This window comes from Pseudarthrobacter sp. B4EP4b (assembly GCF_006680095.1).
In the GTDB taxonomy this organism is placed as follows: domain Bacteria; phylum Actinomycetota; class Actinomycetes; order Actinomycetales; family Micrococcaceae; genus Arthrobacter.
This window is the reverse complement of record NZ_VHIJ01000031.1, coordinates 72,882-93,838: the sequence shown is the minus strand read 5'-3', so window position 1 is coordinate 93,838 and position 20,957 is coordinate 72,882. Positions and strand designations below refer to the sequence as shown.

General features: G+C 59.9%; 17 protein-coding genes. 10 read left to right on the top strand and 7 right to left on the bottom strand.

Annotation, left to right across the window (positions count from 1 at the left end; all coding sequences use genetic code 11):
• Positions 1–79 precede the first annotated feature (79 nt).
• From FNL14_RS11485 to FNL14_RS11455, 7 genes are all read right to left on the bottom strand, one after another.
• Positions 80–1,030 carry a nucleoside hydrolase gene (locus FNL14_RS11485; RefSeq protein WP_142060129.1) on the bottom strand — a complete coding sequence of 317 codons (951 nt, stop codon included), beginning with the start codon at positions 1,028–1,030 and terminating at the stop codon, positions 80–82.
• 34 nt (positions 1,031–1,064) lie between these two features.
• Positions 1,065–1,994: a carbohydrate ABC transporter permease gene (locus tag FNL14_RS11480; RefSeq protein WP_142060127.1), complete on the bottom strand. Its 930-nt coding sequence runs from the start codon at positions 1,992–1,994 to the stop codon at positions 1,065–1,067.
• A gap of 1 nt (position 1,995) precedes the next feature.
• Positions 1,996–2,910: a carbohydrate ABC transporter permease gene (locus FNL14_RS11475; RefSeq protein ID WP_142060125.1), complete on the bottom strand. Its 915-nt coding sequence runs from the start codon at positions 2,908–2,910 to the stop codon at positions 1,996–1,998.
• Positions 2,911–2,921: 11 nt separating this feature from the next.
• On the bottom strand, positions 2,922–4,082 hold the full coding sequence (locus tag FNL14_RS11470; RefSeq protein ID WP_142060123.1) for an extracellular solute-binding protein: 1,161 nt from the start codon (positions 4,080–4,082) through the stop codon (positions 2,922–2,924).
• 262 nt (positions 4,083–4,344) lie between these two features.
• Complete coding sequence (locus FNL14_RS11465) at positions 4,345–5,301, bottom strand: nucleoside hydrolase (protein ID WP_142060121.1); 957 nt, start codon at positions 5,299–5,301, stop codon at positions 4,345–4,347.
• Entirely contained in the window at positions 5,298–6,776 is a 1,479-nt protein-coding gene (locus FNL14_RS11460) for an amidohydrolase family protein (RefSeq protein ID WP_142060119.1), read from the bottom strand. Before FNL14_RS11460 ends, FNL14_RS11465 begins: the two co-directional genes overlap by 4 nt.
• A complete protein-coding gene (locus FNL14_RS11455; protein WP_142060117.1) occupies positions 6,769–7,488 on the bottom strand; it encodes a FadR/GntR family transcriptional regulator in 720 nt (239 codons plus the stop codon). The genes FNL14_RS11460 and FNL14_RS11455 overlap by 8 nt, the downstream gene beginning before the upstream one ends.
• Positions 7,489–7,573: 85 nt before the next feature.
• Between FNL14_RS11455 and FNL14_RS11450 the strand changes: the two genes are divergently transcribed.
• The 10 genes from FNL14_RS11450 (at position 7,574) to FNL14_RS11405 (ending at position 20,622) form a co-directional block, all read left to right on the top strand.
• Positions 7,574–8,533, top strand: a complete 960-nt coding sequence (locus FNL14_RS11450; protein WP_142060115.1) for an NAD(P)-dependent oxidoreductase — start codon at positions 7,574–7,576, stop codon at positions 8,531–8,533.
• A gap of 808 nt (positions 8,534–9,341) precedes the next feature.
• Positions 9,342–10,640, top strand: coding sequence for a styrene monooxygenase/indole monooxygenase family protein (locus FNL14_RS11445; RefSeq protein ID WP_142060114.1), 1,299 nt, complete (start codon positions 9,342–9,344; stop codon positions 10,638–10,640).
• Positions 10,637–11,158 carry a flavin reductase gene (locus tag FNL14_RS11440; RefSeq protein ID WP_142060113.1) on the top strand — a complete coding sequence of 174 codons (522 nt, stop codon included), beginning with the start codon at positions 10,637–10,639 and terminating at the stop codon, positions 11,156–11,158. The genes FNL14_RS11445 and FNL14_RS11440 overlap by 4 nt, the downstream gene beginning before the upstream one ends.
• Before the next feature lie 1,144 nt (positions 11,159–12,302).
• Positions 12,303–13,652, top strand: a complete 1,350-nt coding sequence (locus tag FNL14_RS11435; protein ID WP_142060111.1) for an MFS transporter — start codon at positions 12,303–12,305, stop codon at positions 13,650–13,652.
• Positions 13,653–13,819: 167 nt separating this feature from the next.
• Entirely contained in the window at positions 13,820–14,776 is a 957-nt protein-coding gene (locus FNL14_RS11430) for a LysR family transcriptional regulator (RefSeq protein ID WP_142060109.1), read from the top strand.
• 190 nt (positions 14,777–14,966) lie between these two features.
• The gene (locus FNL14_RS11425; RefSeq protein ID WP_142060107.1) at positions 14,967–16,949 is read left to right on the top strand and encodes an NAD(P)/FAD-dependent oxidoreductase; all 1,983 of its coding nucleotides are present in this window, start codon (positions 14,967–14,969) and stop codon (positions 16,947–16,949) included.
• On the top strand, positions 16,946–17,818 hold the full coding sequence (locus FNL14_RS11420) for an alpha/beta fold hydrolase (protein ID WP_142060105.1): 873 nt from the start codon (positions 16,946–16,948) through the stop codon (positions 17,816–17,818). Before FNL14_RS11425 ends, FNL14_RS11420 begins: the two co-directional genes overlap by 4 nt.
• A 94-nt stretch (positions 17,819–17,912) precedes the next feature.
• Positions 17,913–19,016 (top strand): cupin domain-containing protein, encoded by a 1,104-nt coding sequence (locus FNL14_RS11415; RefSeq protein WP_142060103.1) that lies wholly within the window; start codon positions 17,913–17,915, stop codon positions 19,014–19,016.
• On the top strand, positions 19,016–19,864 hold the full coding sequence (locus FNL14_RS11410) for a fumarylacetoacetate hydrolase family protein (RefSeq protein WP_142060101.1): 849 nt from the start codon (positions 19,016–19,018) through the stop codon (positions 19,862–19,864). The genes FNL14_RS11415 and FNL14_RS11410 overlap by 1 nt, the downstream gene beginning before the upstream one ends.
• Positions 19,864–20,622, top strand: coding sequence for a maleylpyruvate isomerase family mycothiol-dependent enzyme (locus FNL14_RS11405; protein ID WP_142060099.1), 759 nt, complete (start codon positions 19,864–19,866; stop codon positions 20,620–20,622). Before FNL14_RS11410 ends, FNL14_RS11405 begins: the two co-directional genes overlap by 1 nt.
• Positions 20,623–20,957: the final 335 nt, after the last annotated feature.

Genomic DNA, 20,957 nt, shown 5'->3' with positions numbered 1-20,957 from the left:
TCATGCCTTTCTGTAAGCGAGCAAAAGGGTGCCGTCCCGGCCTGCCGAGGCGCAGGCCGGGACGGACAGGGGTAATCAGTCAGCTGACTTGCTTGATGGCGTCGATGATGAGATCCCAGAAAGCGTCAAAGTCCAAAGTGGTGGCGGCGAGGTTGTTGAATGGCAGGCCGTAGGCGCCCAGGAAGTCGGTGACGGTTTCGCCGTAAGTCCATTTACCCTGCGTTTCGACAGCGATGAAGGCTTCTTTCACCCCGACAATGGAGGGGTTGATGACGCGGGCGACTGCGCAGGCGTCGTGGATGGGCGGGTACGGCATCTTCCATACAGAGTCGTAGTTTGCGCCGAAGAAGTCGAGCCATTCGACCACTACCTGGGAGATGGGCGTCCCGATCGCGCGGATCCGTTCCTTCACTTCAGGGGTGGCAACTGCCTGGTGCGTGAGGTCCAGGCCGACCATTGTTACCTGCCACTTGGCGGCGAAAACGGCTGCAGCCGCTTCCGGGTCGGCGAGGATGTTGAACTCGGCCGCGGGCGTGGCGTTCCCCTGCGTGTAGGCCCCGCCCATCAGGACGACTTCCTTTACACGGCCAATGATCTTCGGTTCCAGCCGCATCGCCAGGGCAATGTTGGTCAGAGGACCGGTGGGAACGAGCGTGTACTCGTCCTGCTCCCCTGCCATCACGAGGTCAACGATGAGTTGTGCGGCATGGCGGGCGTCGAGCTCCATCGCGGGTTCCGGCAGCTCCGGGCCGTCCAGACCGGAGACACCATGGACGGATCCGGCGATCACTTCGCCGTCGGTGATCTGTTCGCGCACCAGGGGGAATTCCGCGCCGGCTGCAATCGGAATGTTCGTAGCGCCGACGAGCGTGGCGACTCGCTGTGCGTTGTAGGTTGTCTTGGCCAGGACCTGGTTGCCGGCGACAGAGGTGATGGCCGCCAGTTCAACGTCAGGGTTTCCCTGCGCGAGCAGGATGGCGATGGCGTCATCGTGTCCGGGGTCAACGTCGAGAATGATTTTCTTGGTCACTTTTTTGTTCCTTGGAGGTAGATGGGTATCGGGCTTACTTCAGTCCGGTACGGGCAAGCCCGGGGATGAAGAGCCGTTGAAGGAAGATGAACAGAATTAGCAGGGGGATGGTGGCCACGGAGGCGCCCGCGAATGTCAGGCCCCAGTTTGGCAGTGCCCCGGGAGAAACGGACTGGGCGACGGCTACCTGCACAAGGGTGTTCTCGGTGCTCTGGATGGCTACGAGGGGCCAAAGGAAACCGTTCCAGGAGAACAGGAAAATCATCAGCACAAACGTCACGAGGTCGACCCGAACCACAGGGAGAATGACCGACCAGAAAATCCGGAAGTGGCCGGCGCCGTCAAGTTTGGCCGCTTCGTCCAGTTCCAGCGGAACCGCTTCGAAGGACTGACGGAGCAGGAACAACCCGAACGCGCTGGCGATCCAGGGAACGCCCACGGCGAGAAGGGTGTCCTGCAGGCTCATTGCGGAAATCAGCTGATACAGCGGAACGACGAGCGCTTCGGCCGGAAGCATGAACGTGGCAAGGATGATTGCGAACACCGCATTGCGGCCCTTGAAGGCGATTCTGGTCAGCGCATAGGCCGCCAAGGTGCACAGTATTAGTGAGGCCACCACTTGGAATGCGGCGACCAGGAACGAGTTCAACAGGGCGCGGCCGACGCCCCGGTCAACGAACAGTTCCTGGAGGTTCTCGAATGTCACAGCGAGTGGGACAAACGTCTTCCAACTAAGCGGACTGATGTCCGCGAAGATGCTCGATTGGCTCTTCAGGCCTGAGACGAACATCCATTCGTAGGGCAGGACGAAAGCTATCAGGATTGCAATGACGACGACCGTTGTCCAGATCCGCTGCCAAAGCCGGACGGGCACCCGACTCCGGCCGGTTCTGTCGTCGTTCGCGCGGGTGCCGTCCCCGGCTCCGGCGTCGTCCGACACGCGTTGCGATGTCAGCTGTGTCATCTCAGTAGTCCCATCGGGTTCGGAGAAGTCTCATTTGAACGAGGCTGATGGTGATGGCTCCGGCCAACAGCAGAACGGACAAGGCGGACGCGAAGCCCGGGTCCTGCAGCGTGAAAGCCTGTTTATAGATCTCGTAAACGATCAGGTTAGTGGTGCCCCCCGGGGCACCTTGGGTCATGACGTAGGCCGGAGTGAACGACTGAAGCGCAAAGACAGTCATGATGACCACGACCATCACCGTCGTCCTGGACAGGAGCGGGATCACGATCAAAAATGTCCGCTTCAGCCCCCCTGCACCGTCGAGGACCGATGCCTCCATTACGTCCCCGGGAATAGACTGCAAACCGCCGAGGTAAAGGATGGCGGCCATCCCAACTTGCTGCCAAACGCTCATGATGATGATCGACGGCAAAGCCAAAGCCTGGTCGGTTAGGAACGAGGCGGTACCAAACCCCAAAGAATTCAGCACCGCGTTGACGAGTCCTTCGTTGGCCAGCAGGAAATTCCATAGCGTTGCGACCACAACCGATGAGGTAATGACCGGGAGGAACACGGCTGTCCGAAGAATTCCCCTGCCTGGAAGGGGCTGATTGAGATAAGTAGCCAGGAGGAAGCCCATCGGAATGATCAGGACGACCATTCCTACCGCGAAGATCAGCGTGACCCCTATCGTTTGAAGAGCCGCTGGATCGCTGAAGATCCGGGCGAAGTTCTCCAGCCCCACGAATGTCTGCAGGTCGGGGTTGATGAGCGTGTAACTGAGAAGGCTGTTTTTGATCAGGAGTACAACGGGGACGTATTGGAATATTGCGAGGATGATGAGGAACGGGGCCAGGAAGCCGGCCGCGACGAGTAATTCCCGTCGCGACCGTTTCCTTCCAGCTCCACGAACGGGCCTCGTCGTCGTGGATAACATGGATGCTCTCCTTATCGGGACATCAGCGGCGACAGCTTAGTCACTGCCTGGTCGAGTTCGTCCTTGGGGTCGCCACCATAGGCGATGTTTTTAAGCGCGTTCTCGACGATCTGGCTGTACTGGGAGAAGTGCGTAGTGGGCGGCCGCGGCTGACCCCACTTCTCCAGCTCGTTGTAGAACAGACTCTGCGGGGGCTCCTGGAATTCTGGCAGTTCCTTGTAAACGCTGTTCAGCGTAGGGAGGCGGCCGTTTTTCTGGTTATATTCCTTGGCTGCCGAACCCGTGCTCACGGCAACCACGAACTTCGCGGCCGCATCTGCCTGCTTCGATTTTGCCGACGCCGCGACAGTGATCGCGCCGGTGTGAACGATCGGGGTCTTGATGTAGGGCAGCGGTGCGACACCCCAGTCGAATGGCACCTTCGCGTCCTTCAAGGGCTGGACCTGCCCCGCGTGGAACATGTCAAAGCAGGCTTTGCCGTCCAGGAATGCATTTGGCCGTCCGGTTTTGGAGGTGACTGCCTTATCACCGTTATACAGAGACTGATAGAAGCCAGCCGCTTCAACCGCTTCGGGTGTGTTCAGCCAGCCGTCGACCTCTTTGCCGTCTGGAGAGATGGCGTAGAAAGTCTTGTACGCTGACGAGTCACTTGGCGCCTTAGGGTCGCCGGCGCTGCGAAGATACAGCAGATCGCTGTAAACCGGCCCCGGAGTGCCCGAACCCAACTGCGTCGGTGCGAGCCCGTAAACCGTTGGGCTGCCAGGGGTCCCCTGTTGGCACTTCAGCATGGCATCGCGGGCCTGTTCCCACGTCCAGGCTGTGTCCAGGGATGTGGGGACGGTGATGCCTGCTTGGTCAGTCAGGGTCTTGTTGTAGTACAGGCCGAGGGCGTCCTGCTGCACACCCATGGTGTAAACCTTGCCCTCGTAGCTGCCCTCTGTGAGGGTTGCCGGCAGGACGTCGTCCTTCCACCCCTCAGGCAGGTAATTATCGAGGGGAAGCAGCACGCCTTTGGAGGCATAGTTCGCGGTCTCCGGCATGTCGTAGCCATAGATGTCCGGTGCATTGGCCGAGGAGCTGAGAACACTCACCTTATCGGCGTACTGGCCGAACGGTACATCGGTTACATCGAAGGTGACGCACCCGTTGGTCTTGGACGTGTAATCGGCCATCTGGGCGTCCGTGGGCACGTTTGTCGTGGACCGCAGAACCTTAAGCTTGGCTGACCCGTCGGGGCAGTTGGCGCTGGTGGCCGGGGAACTCGGTGAACAGGCAACCACGGATGAGGCCAGGGCCCCAATCGCAAGTGTTGTAAGAATCAGACGGCTTGTCCGCCGTCGTGAGGTAAAGTTGGTGTGCAAAGTAACTCCTTGTTTCTGGCGTGGGAGGGTGTTCGTTTCCTAGGCATTCACTCTCCGCGTTAGGACTAGCTGCCTATCTCCCTTCGCTCAGTGCCTCGAAAAGAAGCTTGTTGAACAGGTCCGCGTCCGCGCCCAGCGCCACAAATGCGTTGGGCTTTTTGCGGGTGCGTGAGGCGACATCGACAAATGTTTTGCCGAAAGCCAGCGGGCTGACCGTGTCGACGGCGACGTGGTATGGCGCCAGGTCAACCACGGCCGGGTCTAAGAGGTACGCGATGCAGAGGGCATCGTGCACGGGAGCTGAATCAGGTTCGGCCTGAGGCTGTGTTTCGTTATAGCCACGGATGCGCTGCTCGACGATGTCTGCAGCCACACCTGCGGCCGGAGTGCCGATAGCCCGCAGGGCGGCGGTGTGACGCAATGACATGTTGGCTTTATGGGTTGCATCCAGGGGTACCAGCACGACACGTTCGAAGCCTGCCTGCAGGACGACGTCTGCTGCGACCGGGTCATGCCAGATGTTTGCTTCGGCTGAAGCCGTAACGTTACCCAGGGCATGCGCGCCGCCCATAATGACGATCTCATCGATGGCCTGAACGATCCGAGGGTCCAGGGTGATGGCTGCTGCGATGTTCGTCAAGGGTGCCACTGGTACCAGGGTGATCTGCTCCGTCGTTGCCCGCAGAGTTTCCACCAGCCATTCCACTGCTGGCTGCTGGGATGCCTGTCGGGTGGTGGTAGGCGCCGGGAAATCATGGGGGTGAATGACTTCCCGTTCGCTGTCAACGTGATCTTCGAAGAGGAACGGGATGGGTGCGTAGGGCTTGCCGAGTCCCCGGTACACCGGAATGTTTTGGCGGCCGATCAGGTCGAGAGTCCGCAGCGTGTTCTCTGTCGTGGTGTCAACGTCGTGGTTTCCCCACACCGTGGTGCAGGCGACCAAATCCAATGGCCGGGACTGGGCCGCCAACATGATGGCGATTGCGTCGTCGGTTCCTGTGTCCACATCAAGAATCACTTTTCGGGTCATGCCAGGAGCTCCTCTTTGTTGGATCCGGTGATCATGGTTTGTGTTCCGCCGACCGCGCGTGCCGCCAGGAGGGGGACGGCGTCGAGCTGGGCTTTGGAGGAAAGGTGGCGTCCAACTGGCCCCGGATCGTGGAACCCGTCATCGTCAATAACGACGCGTCCTGCGCTGATCACCGCCGTGGGCCAACCGGTAAACTCAGTGCCCTCGTACGGCGAATAGTCAGAGTTCATATGGTGCGTCTTCGCGCTAATGACCTTGGTTATCGTGGGGTCGAAGATGACCACGTCTGCATCTGCGCCAGGTCCTATCCAGCCCTTGGACCTCAGGCCGTTGAGGATCGCGGGATTTGTTGAAGACATCGCCACGAAGTTTTCGACACTCATCCCACCGTGCACGACGAGCGTGTCAAAGGACACCGTCATGCGGTTTTCGACACCAGGGAGCCCGTTAGGCATCGATGTCACGTCGTGGGAGTACTTTTCCTTCTGTGCGCTGGAGTAGCAGCAGTGATCAGATCCCAGGGTGTGAACCATGCCCCTGATCGTCCGGTCCCTCAGTCCAGTCATCGCGGCAGCGGAGCGGATTGGCGGGCAGCAAACGAAAAGTTCTGGCCGCCCGCTTTCGTAGACGCTGTCGTCCAAAGTAATGTAGTGCGGGCAGGTCTCCGAATAGGCGCGGATGCCCTTGGACCTGGCATCTGCAACTAGATCCACAACATCCGGCGTCGTCTGGTGCACGAAGTAGACCGCCGCTCCAGTGCTTGCCGCGAGCCCCAGAGCGCGGGAGACGGCGGCTGCTTCAGCTGCTTCGGGCCGCGTCAGGGCGTGGTGTCGGGAGTCGCCCCGCCCATGCTCCCGCTCGTAGTTTTGCGCCTGCTCGACCAGGTGGTTTTCCTCGGCGTGAATGATTGCCACGCCACCGAGTCCGGCAAGGACTTCCATGACTTTTTCGATGGTGTCGAATCCGGCCATCACCCCGTCACGATATGTGGTGAACATCTTGACCGTGAGGACACCTAGTTCAGCCAATGACAGGAGTTGATCCCGCGTGGTGTTGTCCCAGGCGACAACACCACCGTGCAGGGCCAGGTCTGTCCGGGTATCCTGAGCGGCCTTGCGCTTCTCGTACACAGCCTGAAGCGGGGTTTGGCCGGGTTCCGGGATGGCGAAGTCGATGATGGTGGTGGTACCGCCCCACAGAGCTGCGATGCTTGCCTGAGCGTGACTGTCCAGCATGGAGAACTCGCCGAGCACCTGCCCGACGTGGCAGTGAGGATCGACTCCGCCCGGGAGCACCAGCTGACCTGTCGCGTCGATCTGTCGCGTATGAGGTGGCAACGGCGCGTCGCCGTCGAGGATCCCTGCGATGCGCCCGTCTTTGATAAGGACGGTCCCCTCGGTGGATCCGGTGGCGTTGACTATAAGGCCGCCGGTGACAACAAGGTCGTAGGGCGTAGGGATTGTTTGGTCAGGCACGAGAGCCGCCTCCGTTCATGAAAATGGCACGGTCCAGGTGCCCAAGATGGTTTCGCATGGCCTCGGCCGCGGATATTGGATCGCCGCCGCGGATTGCTTTGAGGACGGCACGGTGCTCGTCGACTTGCACCTGCCGTGAAGCCGGGTCCGGCAATCCTTGCTGGTTGACGAGGACCCACAGTGGATGCGACTCGATGTTCACCAGCTGCTCGATAATCCCCGAAAGGATTGAGTTGCCGCACCCCGGCGCCAGATCCGAGTGGAACTGAAGACCCAAGGCGACAAACTCGGCAATCCCATTCGGATCCTCTACAAGTTCGGCCTGGCGGTCCAGATACCCTTCCAGGGTGGATATCCGCTCAGGTGTAATCCGGGTCGCGGCGAGGCTGGCGGCCACAGGCTCAATCGACAGGCGAGTCTCAATCAGCTCCCGCGGAGGGACATCGAGAGGGGAACCCTCGGTCCCGCCAACCCTTGCAGCGCGCCGCACAAAGGTCCCGTCACCATGGCGGACCTCAATTGCTCCCACAAGTTCCAAGGCTAGAAACGCTTCCCGCGCAGTCGGCCGTGAAACCTGATACTTAGCGGCGATGTCAGTGTGGGCGGGCAGCCGCTCCCCTGCTACGTACTCGCCATTGGTAATGGCCAGCAACAGATCTTGGGCAACATTCAAATAGCGGCGCTGCCGACTGGACTCATCTGACGTGTTCATGCTCACACTCTAAACGTCTAAGGAGTACGATGCAAGAGGTCATATGTCTGAAGGCAATTCGCCAAAAAGGGAGAAGTGAGACGCTATGAAGGTTCTGGTCCCCTCAACAGTCAGTCCGGAGTCATTCACAGGAGGAACGGAAGACCGCTTCATCGTCTATGACGTTCATGCGCCAATACCCGAGGCTGACAGGGACGCTGAGGTTTTGGTTGTGTGGCAGAACCCTGCTGCACAACTGGCCGCCGCAGCCCAGCACCTGACACGCCTGCGCCTGGTGCAAGCCTTGGCCTCGGGGACGGACGCTGTCACCGCCGCCGGCTTTCCGGAGTCGGTACAGGTATGTTCGGGGCGTTCTCTTCATGACGGGCCGGTGGCCGAGCACACCCTTACGCTCCTGCTCGCCTGCATCCGGAGGCTCGACCGGCTCCACCGTGCCCAACAATCCGCGACGTGGGACAACGAGTACCTTCATGACCAGGCAAGTCCGGACAGCGCTGCCGACTACACACTCGCTGGTGCGGGCGTCCTGATTTGGGGATTTGGTTCCATTGCCGCGAAGCTCGCTCCCCTTCTCACCTTTCTTGGCGCAAAGGTTACTGGCGTGGCAAGCACGGCCGGTAGCCGCGCCGGCTATCCGGTGGTGACAGAAGATACCGCCAGAGAACTGCTAGGAAGCACAAACGTTCTCATTTCGCTGGTGCCCGCCAGTGCGGGAACCGACAGGCTGTTCAACAGCAGCGTTTTCGCTGCATTGCCCCAAGGCTCCGTTTTCATCAATGTAGGACGTGGTTCGACGGTCGATGAAGCGGCTCTCATATCTGCTCTCGAAAAGAAACAGCTGAGGTGTGCGGCCATCGACGTCGCTCAAAGCGAACCTCTCCCCTCCACCTCACCACTATGGAGACTAAAAAACCTCATCATCACACCGCATATTGCGGGGAACAGGCCCCAGGGAGCAGCAGAGTTGGTCGGTAGGAACCTAAAAGCACTTCACGCTGGCAACAAGCTCCAAAATCTCGTGGTAGGAAGCGCAGCCCCAAAGTAGGCACAGCAGCAGTTTCGTCAAATGCCAATCCTGGGCTTCGGCGTTTATAGATCCTGGAGGACCAAAGCTAAGCCGTTGGCGCTGCTCCGGCTTACGAGTTACCGATTGATCGATACCGCCGCGGCATACAAATGTGAGGACGCAGCTGGACGCGCCCTAGCATCAGGGGGATCAACTGCGCCGAGCTGTTCACGACGTCCGGCATCACTTCTCTCCCGTTAGCGGGAGGGCAAAGCAACATCATCTTTGCCAAGCCAGTCCTAACGGTCATAGTCCTGGCATTGGAAAAGTTCGTCCTTAGTCGTGCTGCACCGGCTCGTTCGGCTGGGCATTATTGCTATTCCGAAGACAGTCCAACCAGAAGAGATGGGCGGAAACCTCGACATCTTCAACGCCGGGACTAAACGACGAGGAGGCGAACGTTCATCGCTACAACGGACACAAGATCGATATCGACCGCGACCCACGGACGCCCGCGGGTCGAAAGCTGGTGGGCGTCGGTGTCACAGGCGCTTACGCCTCAATCCTTGCTAAACGCCCGAAACCCCCATCTCGCTAATGCCGGTCATTCCCTGGGCGCCCCACCTGGTTTATAAGACGATGCCTTGACCTCTGGTCTCGTGGCCCTGCCTACTAACCATCGTGGAAATCGACTCGTGTAAGCGCTGAAGGGGCAGCCCGTAAACATCACGTAAACACATACTCACTCCCTCAAACAAGCGTCAGAAGTTGTCTAACGTCTCTAAGTAAAGACATCATTTGTCTTGCGCCTCCGCTGCGGCGAGGCGTTTTATACCTCGGAGGATTCATGTCAAAAGTCAGCATCATCGGTTCCGGACCTGCGGGCTGCATCCTCGCCTACGCGCTACTTCGCGATGGGCACGATGTGACCGTGTACTCCGACCGGACACCGGAGCAGTGGCTCGACGAGTCGAAGCCAACTGGTTCAAACTACCTTTGGGCTTCCTCGATAGACATCGAGCGTGAACTCGACATGGATCACTGGTCAGGGAACATGATGGGTGGCCAGGGCGTCCTAATGGACCGATCCCGATTTGTCGGCGACCCTGAGCCCCAGGTCATCCAGGGCCTCACCGAATACGGACGCCGGGGCTGCGGGATCGACATGCGGATGCGCGTCAGCCGCTGGCTTTCAGATCTGGAATCACGGGGTGGGCGATTGGTGATTGAGAACGTCACTCCGGCGCGAGCGGATCTCATCGCCCTCGAGAGTGACGTCACCGTTCTCGCCGCCGGAAAGGCTGACCTGGGCAAGCTGATCCCCCGCGACGAGGCCCGTTCCGTCTTTGACGCCCCTCAGCGCCATCTCGCCATGGGTGTAGTCCGCAGTAAGTCGGGCCGACATGTCAGCGAATGGTTCGCCGACCGCTGGGAACTCATCCCGCAGAAGTTCAACTTCTACGCGGACGCCGGAGAATTCTTTTGGGGTCCTTGGATGCACAAGACCGCCGGCGACACCTTTGCATGGCTCCTTGAAGCGAAGCCGGGAGGCGTCTTCGACCGGTTTGGTGGTGCTAGCACCGGCGTGGAGGCGACGGAAATCTTCAAGCAGATTTCGCGAGAATTCGCACCATGGGAGCGTCACTTCATTGACGACGTCGAATTCGTCCACGAGGACCCCAACGGGTGGCTGACGGGCCGCTTCGTGCCGGGTGTACGCCAGGCATTCGGCCGCCTGCCTTCCGGCGGCCTGATCATGCCGATTGGCGATACCGCCATCACCTTCGACCCAATCTGCGGGCAGGGCGGCAATTTCGCTAATCGGAGTGGAAAGTTCCTTGCCGAACAAATCACCGAGAATGGGGACAAGGCATTCGACGAAAGCTGGATGACGAGGGTGAACAGCTTGATCTGGTCCTACTATGGGCGCAATCAGTGCGAGTACAATAACTTGTTCTTACAGCCGCTAAAACCCGCAGCCCGGATTGTTGTCGATGCAGCAGTGCAAAGCACGACTGCCGCCGATGAGCTTTACTACGGTCTTCCTCACCCGGAGTCAATCGTGCCCGCACTACAAGACATGCGGGCAGCACAGGCTTTCGCCGAACGACACGGTGTCACCGACCTCGTGACGGTCCCCCGATGAGCAGCCCTGACGATTTGAAGGGTAGCTTTCGTGACGCGATGGCAAATCTAAGCTCGGCCGTCTGCGTCATCACTTCCTCGGGGGTAGCCGGACGCCTTGGCTTCACGGCCACAGCGGTATCGAGCGTCACCGACGACCCGCCCATGCTGCTGGTTTGCATGAATCAAAGCAGCATGCAGAACAAGCCACTGTTGCGAAATGGAGTGCTCTGCGTCAATGTTCTCTCTGCCTCACAGCAACCCCTTGCCAGCGTCTTCGCTGGCAGTGTTAATTCCCTTGACGAAAGATTCGCTGCAGCGGAATGGACGCCCGGTGAAACGGGCAGCCCACTGCTCGAATGCGCCGTCGCCAATGTGGACTGCGCCATCCATGAAGTCATAAACGTAGGCACGCACACAGTCATCTTCGCGGAGGTAATGCAAGTGCGGATGCAAGGCGGGCATGGGCTGGTCTACTTCAATCGAAGCTACCACCACGTTGGCACGGCGAACAGCCGTCTGGAGGCGCAAATCAGGTAGCACCTCACCACGAGCTCGTCGGCTACAACGCTTCACGGCAAGTAATTGCTCATCTTTGCGATAAACAGACACGACTGCAGAACTTGGCAGGTTTCGCGTTGCGTCACCTGGTTGAAGTACACCCAAACCTGACGTCTAAATCCGCGTGACATGGGAAAACATTGGCCTGGAGGCGGAGCTTCCCCTTGTTCTCCGACGTTGCGACCAGTCTCTATATGGGACATAGCCACCCGCGGCCCCGACCGACTTCAACAAGTCCAAATTCATAGGGCTATTCGACTATTCCGAGCTTCCCCAGCCTGATTTCCTTCCTCTCCCGCTGTCAGGGTGGGATCTGAAAACATCAACAGCCACTGTCAATGAAACGGAATTTCGCACTATCCTGACGCCAGCGCAGGAAGGCGGCTATCGGTCCTACTCCCCCGGACGAAGCCAACCGGCTACGTCACGAAAACCCTCTTGCTGCCCCTTGTTTCGTGGCCCCTTGAGTTGTCGGTGACATCCCTAGCGAACTCCAACGGCGGGGTGTACCTTTTGGACACGGAACTCCGGCCTACCGCTCTTGGTCGGAGTTCCGCTACTCGAACCCTCAGGCAACCGTAGGCGTGTTGGCGGCTCTACTCGCATGAAGCGCCCGCCAGAACATGCAGGTTGACGGAAGGCGCGATATCGGCGTTGGAAATCGGGCGGGGGAGCGGCTGCCAAAGAGCCTGTTTACTGCCATCGGTCGTGGGGTTGTCCTCATATTTGGCGCAGGGATTTCCTGCCGTTAGCTGACCGTAGGGACCGCGGGCTGGTTGTTTTTCCGGTCCGTCTTGGTATGAGAATTGAGAGGTGGCTGTCGGTGAGGCGCGGTGATGTCCAGAGGGACGGCTGGCAGCCGAAAAAGGGCACTGGTTCACGACGCTGCTTCATGAGACCCAAAACGAACCATTCACGGCCGTGATGTCTGGCATCACGATTCGCCAAGCAGGAATCCTTGTATATACACGCATGCTGTTCTTGAATTGGTTAGGACGAAGATCACACTCGTTCACTTTAGCTCAGTATGTATTCACGCGCGGAATGGACCTGTGTGAATAACGGAAGCTCCGACGGCGTGACCGCACGCGTCACCTATGGGAGATTGAATCAAGGGAGATTTATGAACACGGCAAATTTGGCGTCTGATGCGCCTAAGAGAGCACGGAGAGTCGCCGCTGCTACGTTCGTCGGCACGACCATTGAGTGGTACGACTTCTTCATTTACGGAGCCGCCGCAGCTTTTGTTTTCGGCCCTCAATTTTTTCCCGCGTTTTCGCCTACAGCTGGACTGATCGCATCATTCGGGACCTTCGCGGCCGGATTTATCGCCCGCCCCGTTGGCGGAATTCTGTTTGGTCACTTTGGAGACCGGCTGGGTCGCAAGCGTACTCTGGTCTTTTCCCTGATGTTGATGGGTGTTGGGACTTTCCTGATTGCCCTATTGCCCAATTTCGAACAAATCGGAATTGCGGCGCCAATCCTGCTGATTACCTTGCGCCTCGTTCAGGGCCTTGGTGTGGGAGGTGAGTGGGGCGGCGCTGTCCTGATGGCGACCGAACATGCCCCGCCGGGTAAACGCGCCTTCTATTCATCGTTCCCGCAGATGGGAATCCCGGCTGGAATAATACTGGCGAACGCCGTCTTCCTGATCATCGGCGCCGTTCTTGCACCTGCTCAGTTCGCTGCCTGGGGCTGGCGGATTCCGTTCGTGTTCAGTGCCCTTATGGTAATTGTTGCGCTGTTCATCCGAATGCAGCTCGAGGAAAGCCCGGAGTTCGAGAAGGTTAATGCTGCTTCCGCGACCCGCCGTCTGCCGCTCCTGGAGGTACTGCGCAGCGGATGGAAGAACGTGATCAGCGGTATGGGTGTTTCCCTCGCGCCGTCAGCCCTCGGGTACCTGTTCTCCGTGTATCTCCTTTCATACGGAGTTCAATTGGGACTGGACCGGCAACTGCTTCTTGGCTCGCTGATCGCTGCATCCGTTGTCTATCTTGTCGTTACCGGTTTCGCCGGAAACCTCGCAGACAGGGTCGGGGCGGTCAAACTGTTCACTCTTGCCATGATCCTCTCCGCAGCCGCGGTCTTCGTGTGCTTCTGGTTGTTCGACGGCGTAACCATCGGCGGAGCCCTCTTGGCGCTTGTGATTCTTGCTGTGCCGATCGGGCTATCGGTCGGGGTCCAGGCCATAATCATCACCCGTTCATTCCCAACACACCTGCGATACACGGGCGCCTCACTGTCGTACCAGATGGGTTCTGTCCTCGGCGGTGGCCTGACGCCTATGATCGCCACTGCCATCTACGCGGCTACTGCTTCCTCCCAGGCGATCGCGCTGTACTTGGTCGCAATGGTTGCCGTCTCCGCGATCAGCGTGCTGGTTCTGTCCAAAATATCCCGCGGTAACGACGTCGTTGCGGGGCCTGAACATCCCATTGTGGCGAGTTCCAGCCCTAGCCCAAAGGACGCCTAGTTCAGGTACACCAGGGGATTCTGCTGCAAGGCAGGCCAAAGGGGGCACCTCCGAGAGCCGGCCCATCCCAGCCAAACGAGCTGGGATGGGCCACCCTTTGACCGGCGCCGCCCGATAGCATCGGACAAAGCCGGAGCCGTCAGGAAGAACACCAGAAAGTTGGAAAGTTGAGCGAAGAGCAGAGGGCGCGAAACCTTTACGGCGTCGATCTTAATCTGCTCGTGGCTCTTGAGGCGCTGCTCTTTGAGCGAAACGTGACCCGCGCTGGCGAGCAGTTAGGAATCACTCAGTCGGCCATGAGCAACATGCTCGGACGGCTACGACGCCTGCTCGATGATGACGTTCTTACCAGGGTCGGACGGGAGTGGCAGCTGACTCCCAGGGCAGCTTCATTGCAGGAGCCTCTGTCGCGTATGCTGGCGATCGCGCGAGGGGAAGTCCTGGGTCATCTTCCTTTTGACCCTGGCACCTCGCAGAGACGTTTCCGTATCGCTACTGCCAATGCAGCCGCGGTACTGCTTGTGGCCCCGTTGGTCACTCGACTGATGCGGGATGCGCCGGGAGTGGTCATCCAGATCGAACCCATAGGGCAGCCCCGGAACGAACTCGTGGAGCGACCAGGCATCGATTTGGTTCTGCTGCCGGACACGTTCGGCATCACACATCCCAACCAGCACGTCCTTTCATTGGAGTGGACGTGCGTGGTTGACCGCGACCACCCATTTGCCGGCAAGCGGTTTGATGCTGAATCCTTCAAAATGTATCCGCATGTGGTGTACGAGCATCACGGTGTAGCAACCAATGCCCATTCGACACTGATCGCTGCCGGCCTCGGAAATGACCGGGTCATAGTCGATGACTTTGTCATTATTCCGTTTCTGATCCGGGGAAATAATCTGGTCGGGCTCCTGCAGGAAAAGCTCGCTGACCAGCTCGCCCGCGACGACCAATTCAGGACCGTTGCTCCTCCTCTTGAGCTGCCCACAGTGCGCATGCACATGTACTGGCACGCGCGGAACGAGCAGGATCCCGGTAACAGATGGCTAAGAGATAAATTTACCGCGATCGGCCACGAAATCATGAGTGCACCGGCTGGAAATACGCACCCTGAGATCCGTCCTTAAGTCACGCAGGGCGTACCCCGCTCCGTACATTTATTGAATTCATAACTGACATTCACACAAAGCGTTTGTCGTCGAATGTCCACTGAAATAGCCTAGACATATAAAAATACGTTTCCGCCACGTTCGGCCAACACATAAACCACTTGCTAATTATTGGCAGTTGCGCGAACGTGTCGCTTGAGGAGCCAACATGACTTTTTCTACCACTCCGGGCATTCTCACAGCCACTGATGATCAATTGATGTCGGCGCTCGAGGATGCTGATTTGCCCTCGCTCATTCCGGCACTGGCACATTTGACCGGAGACATGAGCCTGGTGAACCGCGATGAATTGCACCCCGCGATACGCGTGGAAGGCGCTGCTCTCGCTCCACAAGGCGGCCTCTCAGCGCAGGAGCAGCAGCTCGCGAGGAACCTCGCATTCGATTCCATCAAGAAGTTCCGGGACTCGGCAAGCTCCAGCGCACGTATGGACGATCCCGAACAATTGCGTCGGTTGATTCGCTTTATTACCGGTGATGTCGCCGAGAACTACGAGCCCCTGCTGCTGCACGAACTCGGACTTGGCGAAGCCGCCGTGTCCCCCGCCGCCCCGACCACTGTCGAAGTCCCTGAGGATTTCTCGGTGATGATCATCGGAGCGGGCATGTCCGGTCTGCTCGCCGCGCACCGCCTTGACGAGGCAGGTATTCCATTCATCATCCTCGAGCGGAACACAGACGTCGGCGGCGTGTGGCTAGAGAACGACTACCCGGGATGCCGACTCGATACCAACAATTTCGCCTACAGCTACTCCTTCGCACAAAAGAGCGACTGGACCCATCAATATTCCACCCAAGGCGCCATCCACAACTATTTCCGTAACGCCGCCGACAGCTTCGGATTGCGGGACAGGATCGTCTTCGGAACCGAAGTGGTGTCGGCAACCTTCGATGAAGCCACGTGCCTGTGGACCGTCACGGCCCGCTCCGGGGACGCAGGGGAGCAGACCTATACGGTGAATGCCGTCATCAGCGCCGTCGGTCAGCTGAACCAGCCGTCCATCCCGAACTTTCCAGGAGGAAACACGTTTGGCGGAACCGCGTTTCACACCGCCCGCTGGGACCACAATGTCGACCTGACCGGAAAGCGCGTTGCGGTCATTGGCACCGGAGCGAGCTCCTACCAGGTCATCCCGGAAATTGCCGAGCAAACGGAGCACCTGTATGTCATGCAGCGCAGCGCGCCCTGGGCGCTGCCGGCCCCGGCATATCACGATGAGCTACGTCCCGGACTCAAGTGGCTCTTCGAAAATCTTCCCGACTACCACCGCTGGTTCCGTTTCCATCAGTTCTGGATGGCAGTCGATGGAATGCGCCGGTTCGCCGTCGTCGACCCCTCATGGGACCGACATGATTCGGTGTCCCAGATGAATTATGAATTGCGCATGGCTTTGGAGAAGCATATTTCTTCTCAGTACGTTGATCGTCCCGACCTGCTGGGAAAGGTCATTCCTGACTATCCGCCGTATTCGAAGCGGATGTTGCGTGACAACGGCGTTTGGGCGAAGACCCTGTTGCGGGACAACGTAACACTCATCAGCGACAGGATCTCCAGCATCACCGACACGGCCATTGTGACGGAGAGCAGGGACGAGGTTGTCGTGGATGTGATCATCTACGGTACAGGTTTCAAGGCTTCAGAGTTCCTGGCCCCCATGAAAGTTGTCGGCCGCGGCGGCCAGGAACTGCGCGAATGGTGGGGTGAGGATCCCAGGGCATTCATGGGTATCACGGTTCCCAACTTTCCCAACCTGTTCTGCCTCTATGGGCCGAACACAAACCTGGTCCTGAACGGAAGCATCATTATGTTCTCCGAACTGGCAATGAACCACGTCATGGGATGTATCTCACTTCTGGCATCAAGAGGTGGGGGAAGCCTGGAATGCAAACCGGAAGCCTTCCTTGAATACAACAAGAGGATTGACCGTGCCAACGAGGAGATGGCTTGGGGGATAGAGGGCGTGAACAACTGGTACAAGAGTTCCTCCGGCAGGGTCTCGCAAAACTGGCCACTGAGCACAGTCGAGTACTGGCGTCTAACGGAGCAGCTCCGTGAAGAGGACTACGCCTATGTTGCGCCTCAGGCCAGCGCCGGAAAGACGACGCTTAGGAATGGAGAGGTCCTGGTATGACCAGTCCCCTGCTGGAAGAAAAATGGACCGTCGCCGGGTCCTTCCGTACCCGCTATTTTGAGGGCGGGGCACCCGATGCGCCCGTTCTTGTACTGCTTCATGACGGCGCGTGGGGAGGCAGCGCTGCAGTGACCTGGGGCACAATGGCTCCTCTTTTAGCTGAACACTATCGAGTCATAGCCCCGGATCTCCTCGGATTCGGAGGCACCGATAAGGCCGTCTTCTTGGGTGAGTCGCCGTACGACTTCCGGCTCCGTCACATCTTCGATCTCCTCCGCACACTGGGAGTGGAAGGCCCGGTGCACCTGATGGGCAATTCCTTCGGAGGATCCCTGGCCTTGCGCGCTGCAGCCGGTTGGTCCGGCTCGAATGATGAAAAGATCCAATTACGATCTGTTGTCAGCGTAAACGGATCAGGAGGACCGTGGCGCACCGATCTGGCCCTTGACGAATTGGGGCACTGGGACGGGACAGAAAATGACCTGTCCAGGATCGTCAGCCTCCTCATCGACGACGGCCCGCACTTTTCCAGCCATCTTGCCCTCAGGGCTGCGGAAGCACGGAAGAGCGGGCACTACAGAGCTGTGAAAGCAGCAGCTATTCCCCTGCCTGAAGCACTTCGAGTTCCGCGGGTGGATGACAACTGGCTGAATGATCTGCAGCGCAGTTCCACACCCATCTTGCTCGTTGGCGGTTCCCGCGACCCGCTCCTGAGGCCGGAATGGATGCAGAACATACAATCCGCTGCCCCCAGCTGCGAGGCCGTCGAATTAGATTGCAAGCACGCACCCAACATCGACCACATCGCTGAGCTGATGCAGGCGATCACACCTTTCCTGAGCCGACACGAAAGCTCCCAGCTCGTCTAATCGGGACCTGTGCATCGGACAGGTCCCAAGACCTGTACCTGCGCCCCACGAATCATCGAAACACATGAAAGACAGAAGATAGGACAGGACCACAATGAGTCACGACCACGGTCAGTTAGTTGCCTCGGCACCTACAGCTGAGCAACAAGAACAGCTGGACCAGCTGTATGAGAACTTCGACTCGGAGAACCTGATCCCGCTGTGGACGGAGATCGGCGATCTCATGCCGATGGTCCCGACCCCGAAGGCAGTGCCGCACGTGTGGCGTTGGAACGACCTGTACCCGCTGGCCGCCCGCGCCGGAGACCTGGTCCCCGTGGGTCGCGGCGGGGAACGCCGGGCTATTGCGCTGGCCAACCCCGGCCTTGGCGGCACCCCGTACGCCACCCCCACGCTCTGGGCTGCCATCCAGTACCTGGGCGGCCGGGAAACCGCACCGGAGCACCGGCACTCCCAGAACGCCTTCCGCTTCGTTGTCGAGGGCGAGGGCGTATGGACCGTGGTGAACGGCGACCCGGTGCGGATGTCCCGCGGTGATTTCCTGCTGACCCCGGGCTGGAACTTCCATGGCCACCACAACGACACCGATCAGCCGATGGCCTGGATCGACGGCCTGGACATCCCGTTCGTGCACTACGCCGACGCGGGGTTCTTCGAGTTCGGCACCGAGCGTGTCACCGACGAAGCCACCCCGGACATCTCCCGGTCGGAACGGCTCTGGGCCCACCCCGGTCTGCGCCCGCTCTCCGCCCTGGATGACACCACCAGCTCGCCCATTGCCGCCTACCGCTGGAAGTACACGGACGCCGCCCTCCGGGAACAGCTGCTCCTCGAGGACGAGGGCCACCCGGCAACCGCCTCCCAGGGCCACGCCGCAGTTCGGTACACCAACCCCACCACCGGCGGGGACGTGATGCCCACCATCCGCGCCGAGTTCCACCGCCTCCGCGCCCACGCCACCACCGAGACGGTCCGCGAGGTGGGCTCCAGCGTCTGGCAGGTCTTCGAAGGCACAGGATCCGTGGTCCTCAACGGTGAAACGAAGCAGCTGGCTAAGGGCGACCTGTTCGTGGTCCCCTCCTGGGCAGCCTGGTCACTGCAGGCCGACACCGAATTTGACCTCTTCCGGTTCAGTGACGCCCCCATCTTCGAGCGCCTGAACTTCAACCGCACCTACATCGAAGGACGCACCCAGTAATGAAACTCCTCACCCTCCGCCTCCCCGCCGACACCGGCACCGGCACCGAAGCGCGCACGACGGCGGTCCGCCAGGACGGCGACATCCTCACCGAAATCCCGGGCTTCTCCGACGTCGGGGCCCTGTTGAAGGACGCCACGTGGGAGACCACGGCGAAGGCAGCCAACGGCGCAACCCACCCGCTTGAGGGCGCCGACCTCGCCGCCGTCGTGCCCTCCCCCGGCAAGATCATCTGCGTGGGCCACAACTACCGCAACCACATCAAGGAGATGGGCCGCGAAGTTCCCGAGTACCCCACCCTGTTCGCCAAGTACGCCGAATCCCTGATCGGACCCAACGACGACCTGGCCCTGCCCCAGGAATCGGACACCGTTGACTGGGAAGCAGAACTCGCCGTCGTCATCGGCAAGCAGGGCCGCCGCATCCCCGAAGCCCAGGCCGCCGACCACATCGCCGGCTACTCGGTGCTGAATGACATCAGCATGCGCGACTACCAGTTCCGCACCATCCAGTGGCTCCAGGGCAAAACATGGGAAAAGTCCACCCCGTTCGGCCCCGCCCTGGTCACCCAGGACGAATTCACCCCCGGCCCGCTGATGACCTCTGCGGTGGACGGCGACGTCCAGCAGAGCACCCCTACCTCGGACCTGGTGTTCACCCCTGAATTCCTGGTCTCCTACATCTCCACCATCATCACGCTGAACCCGGGCGACGTGATCGCCACCGGCACCCCCGGCGGCGTGGGCCACGCCCAGGACCCCAAGCGCTACCTGCAGGAAGGCCAGGTCCTGGTGACCACCATCGAGGGCCTGGGCCAGCTGACCAACCGCGTGGTCAAGGAAGCCTGATGGCCGCCCGCCACGACCAGACCACCGATCCCGTCCTGCTCGATGGGCTCCTACAGGCACGGCGCGGCACCGCGTTCTTTGCCCGCAAGCTCAAGGAGCTGACCGACGCTGACCTGGACGGGGGCTCGCTGCTGCCGTGCTGGACCCGCCGCCACGTCGTCGCCCACGTCGGCTATAACGCGCGGGCCGTCGCCCGGTTGGTGGAATGGGCGGCAACCGGGGTGGAGACTCCCATGTATCCCTCGGTTGAGGTCCGCAACCATGAGATCGACTTCGGCGCCACCCTCAGCCCCATTGCGCTTCGAAACCTGTTCGAACACTCCGCCGTGCACCTGAACGTGGAATGGCGCGACCTGCCGGCCGACTCCTGGCACCACAAGGTCAAGACCGTCCAGGGCAGGACCGTCCCCGCAGAGGAGACTGTATGGATGCGCACCCGCGAGGTCTGGGTCCATGCGGTCGACCTGGACAACGGGGCAACCTTCAAGGACATCCCCGCCCCCGTCCTCGATCGGCTCCTCAAGGACATCACAGGCGCCTGGCACGCCCGCGGGACGGACAAAGACCTGGTGGTCGAAGTCACCGGCCAGCCCTCACCAGTGACTTACGGCAATACGGCAGCCACCTCCCCCACCGTGGTCTCTGGCTCCCTGCCGGCCATCGCCCAATGGGCCACAGGCCGCGGCACAGGCGGCACCACGGCAAGGCGCGACCGCGAATCCCTCACCCCAGCGCCGCCGGCACCGGCCTGGATCTAGGCCGGCCTACCAAGGGCGTACGGCCTTCCGGCGTCGCCCGTTGCATTTCAGGCTCCCACTTGCCCACTTCCGCCGCAGGCTGGGACTCAAAACCTATCAAGTATGAAGAGGTGCGCCGAAGAGCTTGCCCTGAAGATCGCGGTGCTTCATCTAGAAACGGGCAATCCGTCGAGAGGAGCTTTCCCCGCTCTTAGCGCACCTGAAGTACACCCCAACCTGACGTCAGGCAGAAGGCGAAATATTGTCAGAATAGGGTTCGGAGTGTCGCTTCGTGACGCTTCCCTCCAAATGTCTTTAACATCAACCTGACGGTTTTGGAGTGACGTGCCTGGGTA